This window comes from Methylopila sp. 73B, from assembly GCF_000526315.1.
GTDB lineage: Bacteria > Pseudomonadota > Alphaproteobacteria > Rhizobiales > Methylopilaceae > Methylopila.
Map to the genome: position 1 here is coordinate 2,058,167 of NZ_JAFV01000001.1, position 15,142 is coordinate 2,073,308.

A 15,142-nucleotide genomic window follows, 5' to 3' on the forward strand; every position below is an offset into this window, starting at 1 on the left:
GTCGGCTGGTCAGAAGTCCATGCCGGGCCAAGTCGGGCCTGCCGACTTGGCCATCCCCGGGAGATGGGCGGCTTTTATGGACGTCCTCAGAAGTCCATGCCGCCCATGCCGCCGCCGCCCATGCCGCCCGGCATGCCGCCGCCGGCGCTGTCCTTCTTCGGAAGCTCGGCGACCATCGCCTCGGTGGTGATGAGCAGAGCCGCGACCGACGCCGCGTCCTGGAGAGCGGTGCGCACGACCTTGGTCGGGTCGACGATGCCGGCCTCGATCATGTCGACGTACTCTTCCGTCTGGGCGTTGAAGCCCGAGGTGGCCGAGTCGTTCTCGAGCAGCTTGCCCACGACGATCGAGCCTTCGACGCCGGCGTTGGCGACGATCTGACGGATCGGAGCCTCGAGCGCCTTCAGGACGATGTTGAAGCCGGCCTGGATGTCGGCGTTCTCGTTCTTGATGTCGCGGATCGAAGCCTTGGCGCGGAGCAGAGCGACGCCGCCGCCCGGCACGATGCCTTCCTCGACGGCGGCGCGCGTCGCGTTGAGCGCGTCGTCGATGCGGTCCTTCTTCTCCTTGACTTCGATCTCGGTCGCGCCGCCGACGCGGATGACCGCGACGCCGCCAGCGAGCTTGGCGAGACGCTCCTGGAGCTTCTCACGGTCGTAGTCGGAAGTGGTCTCTTCGATCTGCGCCTTGATCTGGGCCACGCGGCCTTCGATCGCTTCCTTGTCGCCGGCGCCGTCGACGATCGTGGTCTTCTCCTTCTCGAGCGTCACCTTCTTGGCGCGGCCGAGCATGTCGAGGGTCACGTTCTCGAGCTTGATGCCGAGGTCCTCGGAGATGACCTGACCGTTGGTCAGGATCGCGATGTCCTCGAGCATCGCCTTGCGGCGATCGCCGAAGCCCGGAGCCTTCACGGCCGCGACCTTCAGGCCGCCGCGGAGCTTGTTCACGACGAGCGTCGCGAGAGCCTCGCCCTCGATGTCCTCGGCGATGATGACGAGCGGCTTGCCCGACTGCACGACCGACTCGAGCACCGGCAGGATCGCCTGCAGGCCGGAGAGCTTCTTCTCGTGGATGAGGATGTAGGGGTCCTCGAGGTCCGCGATCATCTTCTCGGCGTTGGTGATGAAGTACGGGCTGAGGTAGCCGCGGTCGAACTGCATGCCCTCGACGACTTCAAGCTCGGTCTCGAGGCTCTTGGCCTCCTCGACCGTGATGACGCCCTCGTTGCCGACCTTCTGCATGGCGTGAGCGATCATGTCGCCCACTTCCTTGTCGCCGTTCGCGGAAATCGTGCCGACCTGCGCGACTTCGGCGGAGGTGGCGATCTTCTTGGACGAGGCCTTGAGGTGCTCGATGACCTTGGCGACGGCCAGATCGACGCCGCGCTTCAGGTCCATCGGGTTCATGCCGGCGGCGACGGACTTTGCGCCCTCGCGGACGATCGCCTGGGCGAGCACGGTCGCGGTGGTGGTGCCGTCGCCGGCGAGGTCGTTGGTCTTCGAGGCCACTTCGCGCACCATCTGGGCGCCCATGTTCTCGAACTTGTCCTCGAGCTCGATCTCCTTGGCGACGGTGACGCCGTCCTTGGTGATGCGCGGCGCGCCGAAGGACTTCTCGATCACGACGTTGCGGCCCTTGGGGCCGAGCGTGACCTTCACCGCATTGGCGAGAATGTCGACGCCGCGCAGCATCTTCTCGCGGGCGTCAGCAGAAAAACGTACGTCTTTCGCAGCCATGTGATTGCTCCTTTGAGCAGAGTGTCAGAACAACCCGGCTCGCCGCGACGCGCGGACGCGCGTCAGGCCTCGCCGGGGATAGAAAAGCCGGTCAGTCTCAGGCGATCACGCCGAGAATGTCCGACTCTTTCATGATGAGCAGGTCTTCGCCGTCGATCTTGACTTCGGTGCCCGACCACTTGCCGAACAGGATCTTATCGCCGGACTTCACGTCCAGCGTAACGACCTTGCCGGCCTCGTCACGGGCGCCGGGGCCCACGGCGACGACTTCGCCTTCCTGCGGCTTTTCCTTGGCGGTATCCGGGATGATGATGCCGCCCTTGCTCTTCTCTTCGGCGGTCAGGCGGCGGACGACCACGCGGTCGTGCAGCGGACGAAATGCCATGGGTGAATATCCTCTCGAGCGCGTGCGTTGACGCTTCGCGATCCATAAAAGACGACACGGGAAACCGTGAGGCCCCGTTGTTAGCACTCTTAAACGGAGAGTGCCAACGCGACGGCGAGATACGAACGAGCTCACGGAGTGTCAAGGCCGCGACGCACGGCGGCCATGCAAAAAATCAGACCCGCCTCCCTGAGCGCCGGGCCGCGCGACGCTCAAGCCGTTGAGGCGAGGCCGACGACGGGTGGCGAGAGCGACCGGAGATCCCCGCCGTCAGCGCTCTGGACGCTTGATTCCCAAGGGCTTTCGGACGATCCTCGCGGCATGGCGACACGCGAACAGATCCTGGACATCCACAATCTCTGCGCCTGTTCGCACACGCGCATGGCCGCGCGGGCGGTGACGCGGTTCTACGACGACGCCCTGCGCCCCGCCGGCCTGAAGGGCACCCAGTTCGTGCTGCTCGCCGCGATCGAGGCCGACGAGGCCGGATCGATCACCGATCTCGCCGACCGCCTCGAAATCGAGCGCACCACGCTCGTGCGGAACCTGCAGCTGCTGCGCAAGGACGGCTTCGTCGCGCCCCTGAAGGGCGCGAACGGCCGTCGCAAGCCGACGCTGACGCCGCAGGGCCGCGCGGCGCTCGACTCCGCGCTTCCGCTCTGGCGCGCCGCCCAGGACCAGATGGAGTCCCGCCTCGGCTTCGGCTCCTGGCAGGTCACGCGAAGACGCCTTGGCGAACTCCGCCGCGCGGTGAGCTGACCGCGGGCGCCCGTTCAAACCTCGGCCACGTCCCGCGCATAGTGATGCTGAAGCGTGCCGTTCGCGTCGTGAAGCGCGCGCACGCCCGGAAGCCGCAGGAAGCCGTGGCGCTCGCAGAACGCGCGGCCTTCCTCGAAGCGCGAGTCCATCCACAGCGACAGCCGTCCCCCGCCGGACGCCGCGGCGAAGGCCTCCGCGCCAGCGAGCAGGGCGGCAGCGAAGCCCTGGCCGCGCGTTTCTCGTGCGAAATACAGCTTGTCGATCTCAAACTCGTTCGGGCGGTGGTGCGCCTCGAGCGCGAGAGCGCCGAGGATCACCTCCCCCGACGCCATGACCCACATCCGGCCGCCGCGCTCGGCGTAGTGGCTCGCCGGCCGGTCGAGCCCGGGTATCGCCTCGGCGTCGAAGGCCTTGCCCTCGAGTTCGGCGAAGACGCTCGCGATCAAATCGCCGAGCGCCGGCCCGTCGGCGTCAGTCGCCTCGCGGATCAGCACGTCCGTCATAGGCCCTCGTCGTTCCCTGCGTTCGGCCGCGGATCGGCCCGCGGCCGTTCTGTCATGGGGCGATGGCGCTCACAAGGCGAGCCGGCCCAACGAAAACCTCTGGCGCGCGGCGGTCTCGGCCGCGCAAATTCCTGCGAGGAGCGGCGCCATGGACTGTTTCGCCTTGGTTCGGCCCGAAGTCTCACGGACTCGTTCACGTCGCGTAAGGCGGTTTGTGCGTGTAATGACCGTCGAAGGCGGGCCGGCAGAAGGCCGCCGCCATCTTTCGAGGAGTAGAAGTCCCGTGTTCTCCCGCACAGCAGCGTCGCTCGCCGTCGCTTTCGGGGTGCTCGGCGTGGCTCCCGCCGCCCCGGCCCTCGCGCAGTCCCGCGTGATCGAAGCCCCGGACTACGTTCCCCGCAGCGAACGCCGCGTGGTCGAGCGCCGCTACTACGACGAGGAAGCCCCGCGCTACGTCCGTCCGATGGAGTCGCGCCGCAACCTCGGCGGCGGCTTCATCGAGGAGATCTTCGGCGACGACGACGCGCCGTCCTACCGTGTCCGCCGGGTTCCGACGCAGCGCGAGCGGCAGGCGGAAACCCGCCGCGGCCGGATGGCGCTCGACGGCGGCTACGACCGCTACGGCGAACGCCGGGCCGTCCGCGCGCCGACGTACCAGCGCTACGAGTACCTCGACGACGACTTCAACGACCCCTACGCGCAGGACAATCCGCGCTACGTGGCTCCGCGCCAGCGGCTCGCAGGGCCGCCCTCGGCCGCCGGCGCCGGAAGCTCGGTTCGCCGCAGCGTCGACCCGAAGTTCGCCCGCGCGACGGTGCCGTTCAACGGGCCCGAACCGGCCGGCTCCATCCTGATCGACACCAAGACCCGCTACCTCTACTTCGTGCAGGCCGACGGCACCGCGATCCGCTACGGCGTCGGCGTGGGCAAGGAAGGCTTCGGCTGGAAGGGCACAGAGACGATCTCGCAGAAGAAGGAATGGCCGGACTGGCGTCCGCCTGCGGAGATGCGCCAGCGTCGGCCGGAGCTCCCGGTGTTCATGGCCGGCGGCCCGAACAACCCGCTGGGCGCCCGCGCGCTGTACCTCGGCTCGACGCTCTACCGGATCCACGGCTCGAACGAGCCCTGGACGATCGGCCACGCCGTTTCCTCGGGCTGCATCCGGATGACCAACGAAGACGTGACGGATCTCTATGAACGGGTGGGTGTCGGGACCACCGTCAAGGTGATCTGACGGCGCTTAAAACCTTTAAGAAACATTAAGTTGCGGCCGGCGTCGAAAAAAGCGACGTCGGCCGTTTACGTTCGGTCGACCATGAAACCGATTGGCCCGTCGCGCGTTGGGTGCTCGAGTTTTGTACCGCCGGAGTACCTGTCATGGCGCCCTTTCGTGTTCTCATCCTTGAAGACGACGCTATCCTGGCCCTCGATCTCGAGACGATCGTGTGCTGCTGGACCGACGCCGAAGTGACGGCCTGCCGCTCGATCGCGCAGGCCCGCAAGGCGATGACCGACGGCTTCGACCTCGCGCTGCTCGACATCGACGTGGTGGACGGCAAGTCCTACGAGTTCGCGGAGAGCCTCCGCAGCAGCAAGCTGCCGTTCGCCTTCGTCTCGGGCGCCATGCAGGACGACTGCCCGGAGACGCTGCGCGACGCGGCGTTCATCCCCAAGCCTTACACCCAGCGCGCGATCGAAAGCGTCGTCGCCTCGGCCGCGGGCGCCCGCCGCCACCCCTGAGGGGCGCGCTCGCCCGCCGCATTGAAAAACCCCGCACGGTTCGCCGTGCGGGGTTTTTGTATTGTCTCCAGCCGTCGTCCGCGCGGCGGAGACGGTCAGCGGCGCCCCGGCGCCGGCGGCACGAACCGATCGAGGAACGAGCCGGTCCCGGAATCCTCCACCTCGGTTTCGCCGTCGTCGAGATCGCTCTCCGGCGAGGCCGAAACGGCGCGGGCCTCGTCGGCCGCGTCGAGGTGGGACGGGCGGATGATGGTCAAGGTGTCGAAATCACGTTCAGCGGCCATGGCTGAACTCCTGTAACGGCGACCGGCGGCGCCGGTCGCGGGTGATGCCCCTCAGAAAAAATCGGTCCTTGTCAGGCCCAGTCGTCGTCGGACAGATCGTCGCCGCCGCCGGCGTCCTCCGCGCCGGTCAAGCCGGAGAACCAGCCTCCGCCGTCGGCGTTCGAGGCGTGGTCGTCGGCCGCGCCGTCCGAGGCCGGCGTCTCCGCGATCTTGGCGGGCTCGGCGGCGGAGGCCTGCGCCTCATGGCCGCCGAACATCGACTGGATGCCAGAGAACAGCAGCGCGCCGCCCGCGACGCCGGCCGCCGTCTGCAGCGCGCCGCTCAGGAACCCGCCGCCGCGCGACGGCTGCGGCTGCTGCTGGCCGGGGACCTGCTGCGCATAGGGGTCGCGGCCATAGCCCGGCTGGGCGTAGGGCTGGCGATCGTAGGCCGGGCGCTGGCCATAGGCGAGCGGCTCCGGCTCGCGGGAGCGCTCCCCGCCGCCGAACAGGCCGCCGAGAAAGCCGCCGCCGGTGGCGGCCGCCGCGCGCGGTCCCCAAGGCGACGGCTGGGCGCGCTCGGGCGCCGGCCGCGCCGCCTCCAGCTCGCGCTCCAGCGCCTCGATCCTGCGTTGGGCGGCTTCGAGCCCCTGGTTCTGCATCACGATGGTCTGCGCCATCGCATAGGGCGCGTGCGGCTGACGCTCGACCTGCTCGGCGATGAAGGCCTCGGCCTCCGGATCGCGATAGGCCGTCTCGGCGCCGCGCACCCGGTCGAACAGGTCGGCGATCAGCTTGCGTTCTTCGGCGTTCATGGCGGAACCCTCCCGAGATCCCAAACCTCAACAACGCCGAAGCTGGTGATTGGTTGTGGCGGGTTCCAGTTTTCGCCGTGTCGATTGTTTGACGAAGCGTCGATACTGGGCGGCGGCTTGTCGCAGGCCCTTACGCCGCCGCCTCCGGCCGCCGCTCAAACCCCCTGCCCTGCAGGGGAGCCGGCAGCGGACCGCCGGTCGCCCAGTCCGCCAGCTCCACCGTGTGGACGCACGGCGTCGGGAGGCCGGAGCGGATCTGGGTGAGGCAGCCGATGTTGCCGGCGGCGACCACATCCGCCCCGGTCTTCGCGAGGTTCGCGGCCTTCCGGTCGCGGAGCCGCGTCGCGATCTCGGGCTGGAGGATGTTGTAGGTGCCGGCCGAGCCGCAGCAGAGGTGCCCCTCGGCCGGCTCCTTCACCGTGAAGCCCAGAGCGCGGAGCACGTCCTTCGGCTCCTCTTTGATCTGCTGGCCGTGCTGGATCGAGCAGGCCGCATGGTAGGCGACCGTCTGGCCCGTCTCCCGCGTCGGCCGCAACGGCAGCGTGGCGAGGACCTCCGAGATGTCTTTGGCCAGCGCCGACACCCGCGCGGCCTTCTCGGCGTAGGCCGGGTCCTCGCGCAGCATGAAGCCGTAGTCCTTGATGGTGGTGCCGCAGCCCGAGGTCGTCACCACGATCGCATCGAGCCCGCCGGCCTCGATCGCCTTCGTCCAGGCGTCGACGTTGCGCCGGGCGCTCACGAGGCTCTCCTCCTCCCGGCCCATGTGATGCACCAGCGAGCCGCAGCACCCCTCGCCTTCGGCGTGCACCACCTCGACGCCGAAGCGGGTGAGCAGGCGGATCGTGGCGTCGTTGATCGAGGGCTCCAGCACCTGCTGGGCGCAGCCCTGCAGCAGAGCCACGCGCGCCGTACGCTCCCCCTTCGCCGGGAAAACGCCGGGGCCCTCGTGCGCCGACCGCGGCTCGGACTTCGCCGGCGCCAGCGCCAGCATCGCGCTGACGCTTTTCAGGCCGGGGACCCGCCCGAACAGGGCCGCGAAGGGCTTGGCGAAGACGGCGCCCGCAAGCGCCAGCCGGAACCGGCCGGGATAAGGCAGCACGGCCGCCAGCACCGCGCGCAGGACGCGGTCGGGCAAGGGGCGCCGGTAGGTCTTCTCGATATGCGCACGGGCGTGGTCGACGAGGTGCATGTAGTTCACGCCGGAGGGGCACGTCGTCATGCAGGAGAGGCAGGAAAGACAGCGGTCGACGTGGCGGACGACCTCCTCGGTCGCCGGCTTGTCCGCCTCTAGCATCTCCTTGATCAGGTAGATCCGGCCGCGCGGGGAATCGAGCTCATCGCCCAAAAGCACGTAGGTGGGGCAGGTCGCGGTGCAGAACCCGCAATGCACGCAGGTGCGCAGGATCTTTTCGGACGAGGCGAGCTGCGGGTCCGCGGCCAGGCGCTCGGGAGCGAAGGAGGTTTGCATGCGTGTGGGCCTTAACCGCGCATCGCCTGCCAGTCCCGGATCGCGTCGAGCGGGTGCAGGATCATGATGACGTTCAGAGTGAGGTTGTCGCGGATCACATAGAGCGCGATCAGCTCCATCGCGATGGCGGCGACGACGATCGTCCAGGTCGGCGCGAGCCGCGCGATGGTGAAGCCGAGCGCCATGAAGCCGATGTCGGCGACCGAGTTCAGCACGCTGTCGCCCGCGAAGGCGTCGGAGACGGTGCCCTCGCGGTAGCGCTCGATGATGATCGGCGAGTTCTCCAGCAGCTCCCAAAACCCTTCGATCGCGACGGCCGCGACCAGCGCCGTCACGAGCGCGAGAGGTCTTCCCCGCAAACGCCCGACGAGAACGGCCAGTCCGTAGAACAGGAAGCCGTGGATCACGTGGCTGAGCGAGTACCAGTCCGCGACGTGCTGGGAGGTGCCGGCGTCGTTCGCGGCGCCGTGCCAGAGCTCGACCGTCCCGCAGGGACAGATCGCGGGCCGGCCCATGGCGAGCAGCGTCGCCGCGAAGCCCGCGACAAGCGCGAGCGCGACGCCGGCCCGCACGGCGCTGAAGCCTACCGGGCGCGAGGACAGGCTGGCCTCAGCGGACATGCATCCGCCCTGGGTTCAGCACGCCGGCGGGATCGAAGCTCGCCCGGAGGCCGGCGGTGAGGCGCGCGAGCGCCGGCGCCTCCGGCTCGAACACGTCGACGGCGGCGCGCACTGCGTCCGGCGCCCGCATCAGCGTCGCGTGACCGCGCGCCTCGCGCACGATCGGACGCAGCGTCGACGCGCCGGCGTCGCCCTCGGCCGAGGTCGCGACCCAGATCAACCCGCCGCTCCAGTCGTAGAGATGCGCCTCCGCGAGCGGCCCCAGCCGCGCGACCACACCCGGCCCCCGCGTCGGCGCGACGGAGATGCGCCATACCGCCCGCTCGGGCGCTCCCAGCAGCGAGGCCGCCGCGCCGATCTCGCGCCAGAGCGTCCGGGAGGCCTCAGCGTCCAGCCGCGACGCGGTTCCAAAACCCTTGAGCCGGGCGGCGAGCTGGACGGCGCGGTAGGCGACCTGGCTCTCGAAGTTCTCGAGCCTGAGGCAGGTGCGCGACGGCGCGCCGTTCCGCCCCGGCAGATGCGCCGCGCCGGACACCTCGAACGGCGTCCCCATGGCGGCGCAGAGCGCGGCGACGCCATGGGCGTCGTCGAGCCCTTCGAGCACCAGCGTCGCCTCGGTTTCGGCGATCGGCAGCGTCTTGAAGGTCGCCTCGGTGACGACGCCCAGGACGCCGTGCGAGCCGCAGGCGAACTTCACGAGGTCGTAGCCCGTGACGTTCTTCATCACCCGGCCGCCGGAGCGGATGGTCTCGGCGCGCCCCGTCGTCAGCCGGACGCCGATCAGCGCGTCGCGGGCCGCGCCGGCGATGACGCGCCGCGGGCCGGACGCGTTGGTCGCGACCAGGCCGCCGATGGTGGGGTCCGCCGTCGTTCCATAGAGCGCGCGATGGTCGAGAGGCTCGAACGCCAGCCGCTGCCCGACGCGGGCGAGCTCCGCCTCGACCTCCGCCACCGGCGTGCCGGCCTTGGCCGAGACCACCAGCTCGGACGGCTCCAGCAGCGTGACGCCGGTCAGGCGCGCGGTCGACAAGGTGAGCGCCGCCTGGACGGGCCGCCCAAACCCCGAACGGCTGCCGGCGCCGCGGACAAGAATGGGCGTCTTTGCGTCAGCGGCCTCGCGGATGGTCGCCTCGATGCCGGCTTCGTCGAAGGGAGAGACGGTCTCCATGGGGTTCTCGTGGGTCATGCGGAACCACCCCCACCCCGAACCCCTCCCCGCAAGGGGGAAGGGGGACACTGACGCTTCAGATGGATCTCATCGTTCGAGCCAAGCGCGACCGATCCCCCTCCCCCTTGCGGGGAGGGGCCAGGGGTGGGGGTGGCGCAGGATGGAGCGCCGACCTCAGAGACAATCGCCTCCATCACGCCTTCGATGTTCCGCAACACGTCGTTGTTCCAAAATCTGAGCACCCGCCAGCCCTCCCCCTCGATCGTGGCCGTGCGAGCGTCGTCGCGGGCGCTTTCGGCGTGCTGGCCGCCATCAACTTCGATCACGAGGCGAAGGGGCCGGCAGGCGAAGTCCGCGATGTAGGGGCCGATCGGGACCTGTCGTCGGAAATGCGTGGCGCCCAAATCGAGCTGTTTCAGACGGCGCCAGAGCTTCCGCTCGGCGTCGGTAGGATTGGGCCGGTTGGCGCGGGCGAAATCGTCCAGGCGGGCACCCGACACTGCGCGGTCGGTAGCGGCCCAGGGGCGGCTGTCGTTACTGTCGCGGGTCATGCGAAACCACCCCCACCCCGCATCCCTCCCCGCAAGGGGGAGGTGGGACCCTGACGCTGCAGATAATTCTCATCCGCTGAGCCAAGCTCCATCGGTCCCCCTCCCCCCTGCGGGGAGGGGTTAGGGGTGGGGGTGGCGCCGGATAAGGCGCCGCAGGCCGGAACCGCCATCTCCCTCACGCCGCGGCCTTCGCGATGCGGTTCTCCAGCGGGAACACCTTGGCGGGGTTCAGCAGCCAGGCGGGATCGAACACCGACTTCACGCGCATCTGCTGCATGAGTTCGATGCGGGTGAACTGGGCCGTCATCAGGTCGCGCTTCTCGATGCCGACGCCATGCTCGCCGGTGAGGCAGCCGCCGGCCTCCACGCAGGCGAGGAGGATGTCCTCCCCGGCTTTTTCAGCCTTCGCGAGCGAGACGGGGTCGTTCATGTCGTAGAGCACCAGCGGGTGCAGGTTGCCGTCGCCGGCGTGGAAGATATTGGCGACCTTCAGCCCCTGGGCCTCGCAGATCTCGCCGATGCGGGTGAGCACCTCGGGCAGCTTCCCCGTCGGAATGGTGCCGTCCATGCAGATGTAGTCCGACACGCGGCCCATGGCGCCGAAGGCGGACTTCCGGCCCTTCCAGATCGCGGCGGCTTCGGCCGGCGTCTTGGCCTGCCGCGCGTAGGTCGCGCCATGCGCCTCGGCGATCGCGCCGATGCGGGCGAGCTGCTCGTCGATCTCGGCGGCGGAGCCCTCAACCTCGACGATCAGCATGGCGCCCACGTCGCGGGGGTAGCCGGCCTTGGCGAAGTCCTCGCAGATGTCGATCGCGAGCTTGTCCATGTACTCGATCGCGACCGGCACGATGCCGGCGCCCAGCACCGCCGCGACGCAGGCGCCGGCGGCTTCGGGCGAGGGAAAGCCGAACAGGATGGGCCGCGCGCCCTCGGCCAGCGGCAGGATGCGGAGCGTGGCCTCGGTGACGACGCCGAACTGGCCCTCGGAGCCGCAGATCAGGCCGAGCATGTCGAGGCCGGGCGCGTCGAGCGCGTCGCCGCCGATCTCGACGATCTCGCCTTGAAGCGTGACGAAGGTGACGCCGAGGAGGTTGTTGGTGGTCACGCCGTACTTCAGGCAGTGCGCGCCGCCGGAGTTCATCGCGACGTTGCCGGCTATGGTGCAGGCGAGCTGCGAGGACGGGTCCGGGGCGTAGAAGAAGCCCTCATGCGCGATGGCGGCGGAGACGCCGAGGTTGGTGACGCCGGTCTGCACGCGCACGGTGCGGTTGGCGAGATCGACGTCGAGCACCTTCGACATCTTGGCGACGCCGAGCACGACGGCGTCCTCCTGCGGCAGCGCGCCGCCGGCGAGCGAGGTTCCGGCGCCGCGCGGGATCACCGGCACGCCCTCGCGGCTGCAGAAGGCCAGCACCTCCGCCACCTGTTTCGTGGTCGACGGCAGCACGACCACCATGGGCACGCGGCGGTAGGCGGTAAGCGCGTCGCTTTCGAAGGCCCGACGCTCGTCCTCGGAGACGATGACGCCCTCGCCCGGCACGATCGCCCGCAGCCCCGCGACGATGGCGTCGCGCCGGGCCAGGATCGCGGGATCGGGGGCGAGCAATGCGATGCCGCTCATGGACGTTCGTCTCCCTCGCCGCTGTTCCCGTCGTGCGCGCCGGCCGCGGCCGCGGAACGCGCTGTCTTCATATGCGCCCAGAAGGCGGATTGGGTCGTTCGACTTTCGGAGGCGTGTCGTACGCCCTTGCGCCAGCCGCCGCCGATGGCCCATGGTCGCCATCCGGTTCGTCTGCTTTACATTTGTTCGCGTCCCTGGAGTCGTTTCAAGTGGCGACGATGATTGATACGAAGCCCCGCGTCGGCCTGTTCGCGACCTGTCTGGTGGATCTCATCCGCCCCTCTGTGGGCTTCGCGGCGGCGAAGCTGATCGAGGACGCCGGGTGCGAGGTGGTCGTGCCGTCGCAGACCTGCTGCGGCCAGCCGGCCTTCAACTCCGGCGACCGGGCGACCTCGCGGGCGATCGCGCTTCAGGTGATGGACGCGTTCCAGGGCGTCGACTACGTGGTCGCGCCCTCCGGCTCCTGCGCGGGCATGCTGAAGAAGCATGTGCCCGAGCTGTTCGAGGGCGAACCCGACCTCGCCCGCCGCGCCGCGGCGTTCTCCGCGAAGGTCCACGAGCTGGTGTCGTTCCTGGTGGACGTGCGCGGCGTGACCTCGGTCGAGGCGCGGTTCGACGGCTCCGTCACCTACCACGACAGCTGCTCCGGCCTGCGCGAGCTCGGGGTGAAGACCCAGCCGCGCAAGCTGCTGGAGAGCGTCGACGGCCTGTCCATGTCCGAGATGCGCGATCCCGACGTGTGTTGCGGTTTCGGCGGCACCTTCGCGGTGAAGTACGGCGAGATCTCCGACGCGATCGTGGCCAAGAAGGCCGAGAACGTCTGGGCCTCCGAGGCCGGCACCCTGCTCGCGGGCGACCTCGGCTGCCTGATGAACATGGCCGGCAAGCTCCAGCGCCAGGGCCGCGACGTGAAGGCCCGCCATGTCGCCGAGGTGCTGGCGGGGATGACGGACGACCCCGCGATCGGCGAGCCGGCGGAGAAGGTGTGATCCGATGACCCTCCACGTCACCTCCCCCGCCTTCAAGGCCAACGCCCACGAGGCGCTCTCCGACGAGGCGCTGCAGCGCGCGCTGACCAACGTCGAGAAGGGCTTCATCGGCAAGCGCAAGAAGGTCGCCGACAAGCTGCCGGAGTTCGAGGCGCTGCGGGATTCCGCGCGCGACATCAAGAACCACACGCTGGCCCACCTCGATCTCTACCTCGAGGCCTACGAGGCGAAGGTCGCCGCGGCCGGCGGCCACGTGCACTTCGCGCCCACCGCCGCGGACGCCTCGAAGATCGTGCTCGACATCTGCCGCCGGGTCGGCGCGAAGGTCGTCACCAAGGGCAAGTCGATGATCTCCGAGGAGATCGACCTCAACACCCACATCGAGGCGGCGGGGATGGCCGCGGTCGAGACCGACCTCGGCGAGTACATCATCCAGCTCCGCGGCGAGACGCCGAGCCACATCATCGCGCCCGCCGTCCATCTCAACCGCGACCAGGTCGAGGCCGACTTCCGCCGCGTCCACACCGACCTGCCGGACGATCGCGACCTCCAGGCGCCGGAGTCGCTGCTGGCCGAGGCGCGCGGCGTGCTGCGCAAGCGCTTCCTCGCGGCCGACGTCGGCATCACCGGGGCGAACTTCCTGGTGGCGGAGACCGGCACCTCGATCATCGTGACCAACGAAGGCAACGGCGACCTGACGCAGACCCTGCCGAAGGTCCACATCGTGCTGGCCTCGCTCGAAAAGCTGGTGCCGACCCTCGACGACGTCAGCCAGATGCTGCGGGTGCTGGCGCGCTCCGCCACGGGCCAGGAGATGTCGGTCTACACCACCTTCTCCACCGGCCCGCGCCGGCCGGGCGACGTCGACGGACCGGAGGAGTACCACGTGGTGCTGCTGGACAACGGCCGCTCGTCGATGCTCGGCGGCGAGTTCCAGGAGATGCTCCGCTGCATCCGCTGCGGCGCCTGCATGAACCACTGCCCGGTCTACCATGCGGTCGGCGGCCACGCGTATGGCTGGGTCTATCCCGGCCCCATGGGGGCCGTGCTGTCGCCCTCGCTGATCGGCGTGGACAAGGCGGGCCACCTCCCCAACGCCTCCACCTTCTGCGGCCGCTGCGAGAGCGTGTGTCCGGTCCGCATTCCGCTGCCGAAGCTGATGCGGCACTGGCGGGAGCGCGAGTTCGAGCGGAACCTGTCCCCCGCCCCGGTGCGCTATGGCCTGAAGGCCTGGGGCTTCTTCGCGCGGCGGCCGGCGCTCTACCGGCTCGCGACCCGCGCGGCGATGGGGACGCTGTCGCTGCTCGGCCGCAACAAGGGCCGCTTCGCCAAGCTGCCGCTGGCCGGAGGCTGGACCGCCTACCGCGACTTCCCCGCGCCGGAGGGCAAGACCTTCCAGGCCCGCTGGAAGGCGCAGCAGGACAAGCGCGCATGACCGAGACCCCGACCTTGAGCGCCCGCGACCAAGTGCTGGGCACCATCCGCCGCTCGCTCGGCGTCACCGGTCAGGAGGCGCCGCGGCGCTTCGCGGTGGCCGAGCGGTTGAAGGCCCATCCCTCCGGCGTGCTGCCCGCGCGGGCGACGTCGAAGTCGCCGGCCGAGCGCGTCCGGCTGTTCGTGGAGATGGCGGAGGCCTCTGCCGCCACGGTTTCGACAGTCTCCTCGACCGCCGAGGCGCCGGCCGCGATCGCGGCCTTCCTGCGCGCCCACAACCTCGCGCCGGAGGTCCGGCGCGGCGCGGATCCCCGCCTCGCGGACCTGCCTTGGGGCCAGACCACGCTGACGGTGACGGAAGGCCGCTCCTTCGGCGACGACGCCGCCGGCGTGAGCGCCGCCTTCGCCGGCGTCGCGGAAACCGGCACGCTGATCATGGCGTCCGGTCCCGACAACCCGACCACGCTGAACTTCCTGCCGGACAACCACATCGTGGTGCTCGACGCCAGCGACGTGGCCGCGACCTACGAGGACGTCTGGAGACAGGTGCGCCAGCGCTACGGCGCGGGCGTCATGCCCCGCACCGTGAACTGGATCACGGGTCCGTCCCGCTCGGCCGACATCGAGCAGATTCTGCTCATGGGCGCACATGGGCCGCGCCGGCTGCACATCGTGCTCATCGACCCGGCCCATGCCGCCGACGACGCCAAGCTCGCCGGGGAGCCCGTCCCGGCCGGCTCGACCCCCGCCGAGCCCCGCGTCGGCGACACGCTCGCGCTCGATCCCGAAGCTCCGGAGAGCGGCGCGCCGACGCCGCCGGCGGACGGGCCTGAGCCTGCGACGTTGAAGCGGGCGCACGAGCCGAAGCACACGCCGGCGGAAGAGGACGCCAAGCTCGACGAAGCGCTGGACGAGAGTTTTCCGGCCAGCGACCCGCCCTCGCAGACGCAGCCTTGAGGGTCGACGCTCTCCGCTGACCTGCGTGCTTCGAGACGCGCCTTTGGCGCTCCTCAGCATGAGGAGGTGGGAGGTCGACGAGGAGACGGGGGTGAGGGCCTTGAGACGGACCAAGAGACCTCCTCATGCTGAG

At 69.7% G+C, this 15,142-nt stretch carries 16 protein-coding genes; 6 read left to right on the forward strand and 10 right to left on the reverse strand.

Translation table 11 applies throughout. The features are described from left to right. Positions 1-86: 86 nt before the first annotated feature. A complete protein-coding gene (groL, locus tag K244_RS0109980) occupies positions 87-1,736 on the reverse strand; it encodes a chaperonin GroEL (RefSeq protein ID WP_024816418.1) in 1,650 nt (549 codons plus the stop codon). A 97-nt stretch (positions 1,737-1,833) separates the two neighbouring features. Further along, a complete protein-coding gene (groES, locus tag K244_RS0109985; protein WP_020186120.1) occupies positions 1,834-2,121 on the reverse strand; it encodes a co-chaperone GroES in 288 nt (95 codons plus the stop codon). A 321-nt stretch (positions 2,122-2,442) separates the two neighbouring features. Between groES and K244_RS0109990 the strand changes: the two genes are divergently transcribed. After that, complete coding sequence (locus K244_RS0109990; protein WP_020186121.1) at positions 2,443-2,880, forward strand: MarR family winged helix-turn-helix transcriptional regulator; 438 nt, start codon at positions 2,443-2,445, stop codon at positions 2,878-2,880. 14 nt (positions 2,881-2,894) lie between these two features. Here the strand turns inward: K244_RS0109990 and K244_RS0109995 are convergent, their stop codons facing one another. Then, complete coding sequence (locus K244_RS0109995; RefSeq protein WP_020186122.1) at positions 2,895-3,383, reverse strand: GNAT family N-acetyltransferase; 489 nt, start codon at positions 3,381-3,383, stop codon at positions 2,895-2,897. 283 nt (positions 3,384-3,666) lie between these two features. On the opposite strand from K244_RS0109995, the gene K244_RS23070 reads away from it, so the two are divergent. Next, positions 3,667-4,617 carry a L,D-transpeptidase gene (locus tag K244_RS23070; RefSeq protein ID WP_020186123.1) on the forward strand — a complete coding sequence of 317 codons (951 nt, stop codon included), beginning with the start codon at positions 3,667-3,669 and terminating at the stop codon, positions 4,615-4,617. A 143-nt stretch (positions 4,618-4,760) separates the two neighbouring features. Next, entirely contained in the window at positions 4,761-5,123 is a 363-nt protein-coding gene (locus tag K244_RS0110005; protein ID WP_020186124.1) for a response regulator, read from the forward strand. A gap of 95 nt (positions 5,124-5,218) precedes the next feature. Here the strand turns inward: K244_RS0110005 and K244_RS0110010 are convergent, their stop codons facing one another. From K244_RS0110010 to K244_RS0110040, 7 genes are all read right to left on the reverse strand, one after another. Then, a complete protein-coding gene (locus K244_RS0110010) occupies positions 5,219-5,407 on the reverse strand; it encodes a hypothetical protein (protein WP_020186125.1) in 189 nt (62 codons plus the stop codon). Between the two features lie 71 nt (positions 5,408-5,478). After that, complete coding sequence (locus tag K244_RS0110015) at positions 5,479-6,201, reverse strand: DUF2076 domain-containing protein (protein WP_020186126.1); 723 nt, start codon at positions 6,199-6,201, stop codon at positions 5,479-5,481. 130 nt (positions 6,202-6,331) lie between these two features. Continuing rightward, positions 6,332-7,669 carry a glycolate oxidase subunit GlcF gene (gene glcF / locus K244_RS0110020; RefSeq protein WP_020186127.1) on the reverse strand — a complete coding sequence of 446 codons (1,338 nt, stop codon included), beginning with the start codon at positions 7,667-7,669 and terminating at the stop codon, positions 6,332-6,334. A gap of 11 nt (positions 7,670-7,680) precedes the next feature. Beyond that, positions 7,681-8,289 (reverse strand): DUF2585 family protein, encoded by a 609-nt coding sequence (locus K244_RS0110025; protein ID WP_020186128.1) that lies wholly within the window; start codon positions 8,287-8,289, stop codon positions 7,681-7,683. Next, the gene (locus K244_RS0110030; protein ID WP_245259752.1) at positions 8,279-9,475 is read right to left on the reverse strand and encodes an FAD-binding protein; all 1,197 of its coding nucleotides are present in this window, start codon (positions 9,473-9,475) and stop codon (positions 8,279-8,281) included. The genes K244_RS0110025 and K244_RS0110030 overlap by 11 nt, the downstream gene beginning before the upstream one ends. Further along, on the reverse strand, positions 9,472-10,008 hold the full coding sequence (locus tag K244_RS21760; protein ID WP_020186130.1) for an endonuclease domain-containing protein: 537 nt from the start codon (positions 10,006-10,008) through the stop codon (positions 9,472-9,474). Before K244_RS21760 ends, K244_RS0110030 begins: the two co-directional genes overlap by 4 nt. A gap of 175 nt (positions 10,009-10,183) precedes the next feature. Then, the gene (locus tag K244_RS0110040; protein ID WP_020186131.1) at positions 10,184-11,629 is read right to left on the reverse strand and encodes an FAD-linked oxidase C-terminal domain-containing protein; all 1,446 of its coding nucleotides are present in this window, start codon (positions 11,627-11,629) and stop codon (positions 10,184-10,186) included. Between the two features lie 218 nt (positions 11,630-11,847). On the opposite strand from K244_RS0110040, the gene K244_RS0110045 reads away from it, so the two are divergent. The 3 genes from K244_RS0110045 to K244_RS0110055 are packed head-to-tail and all read left to right on the forward strand — an operon-like array spanning position 11,848 to position 15,009. Beyond that, positions 11,848-12,618, forward strand: coding sequence for a (Fe-S)-binding protein (locus tag K244_RS0110045; protein ID WP_036306580.1), 771 nt, complete (start codon positions 11,848-11,850; stop codon positions 12,616-12,618). 4 nt (positions 12,619-12,622) lie between these two features. Next, a complete protein-coding gene (locus tag K244_RS0110050; RefSeq protein WP_020186133.1) occupies positions 12,623-14,053 on the forward strand; it encodes a LutB/LldF family L-lactate oxidation iron-sulfur protein in 1,431 nt (476 codons plus the stop codon). Further along, the gene (locus K244_RS0110055) at positions 14,050-15,009 is read left to right on the forward strand and encodes a lactate utilization protein (RefSeq protein ID WP_020186134.1); all 960 of its coding nucleotides are present in this window, start codon (positions 14,050-14,052) and stop codon (positions 15,007-15,009) included. The genes K244_RS0110050 and K244_RS0110055 overlap by 4 nt, the downstream gene beginning before the upstream one ends. Positions 15,010-15,142 lie beyond the last annotated feature (133 nt).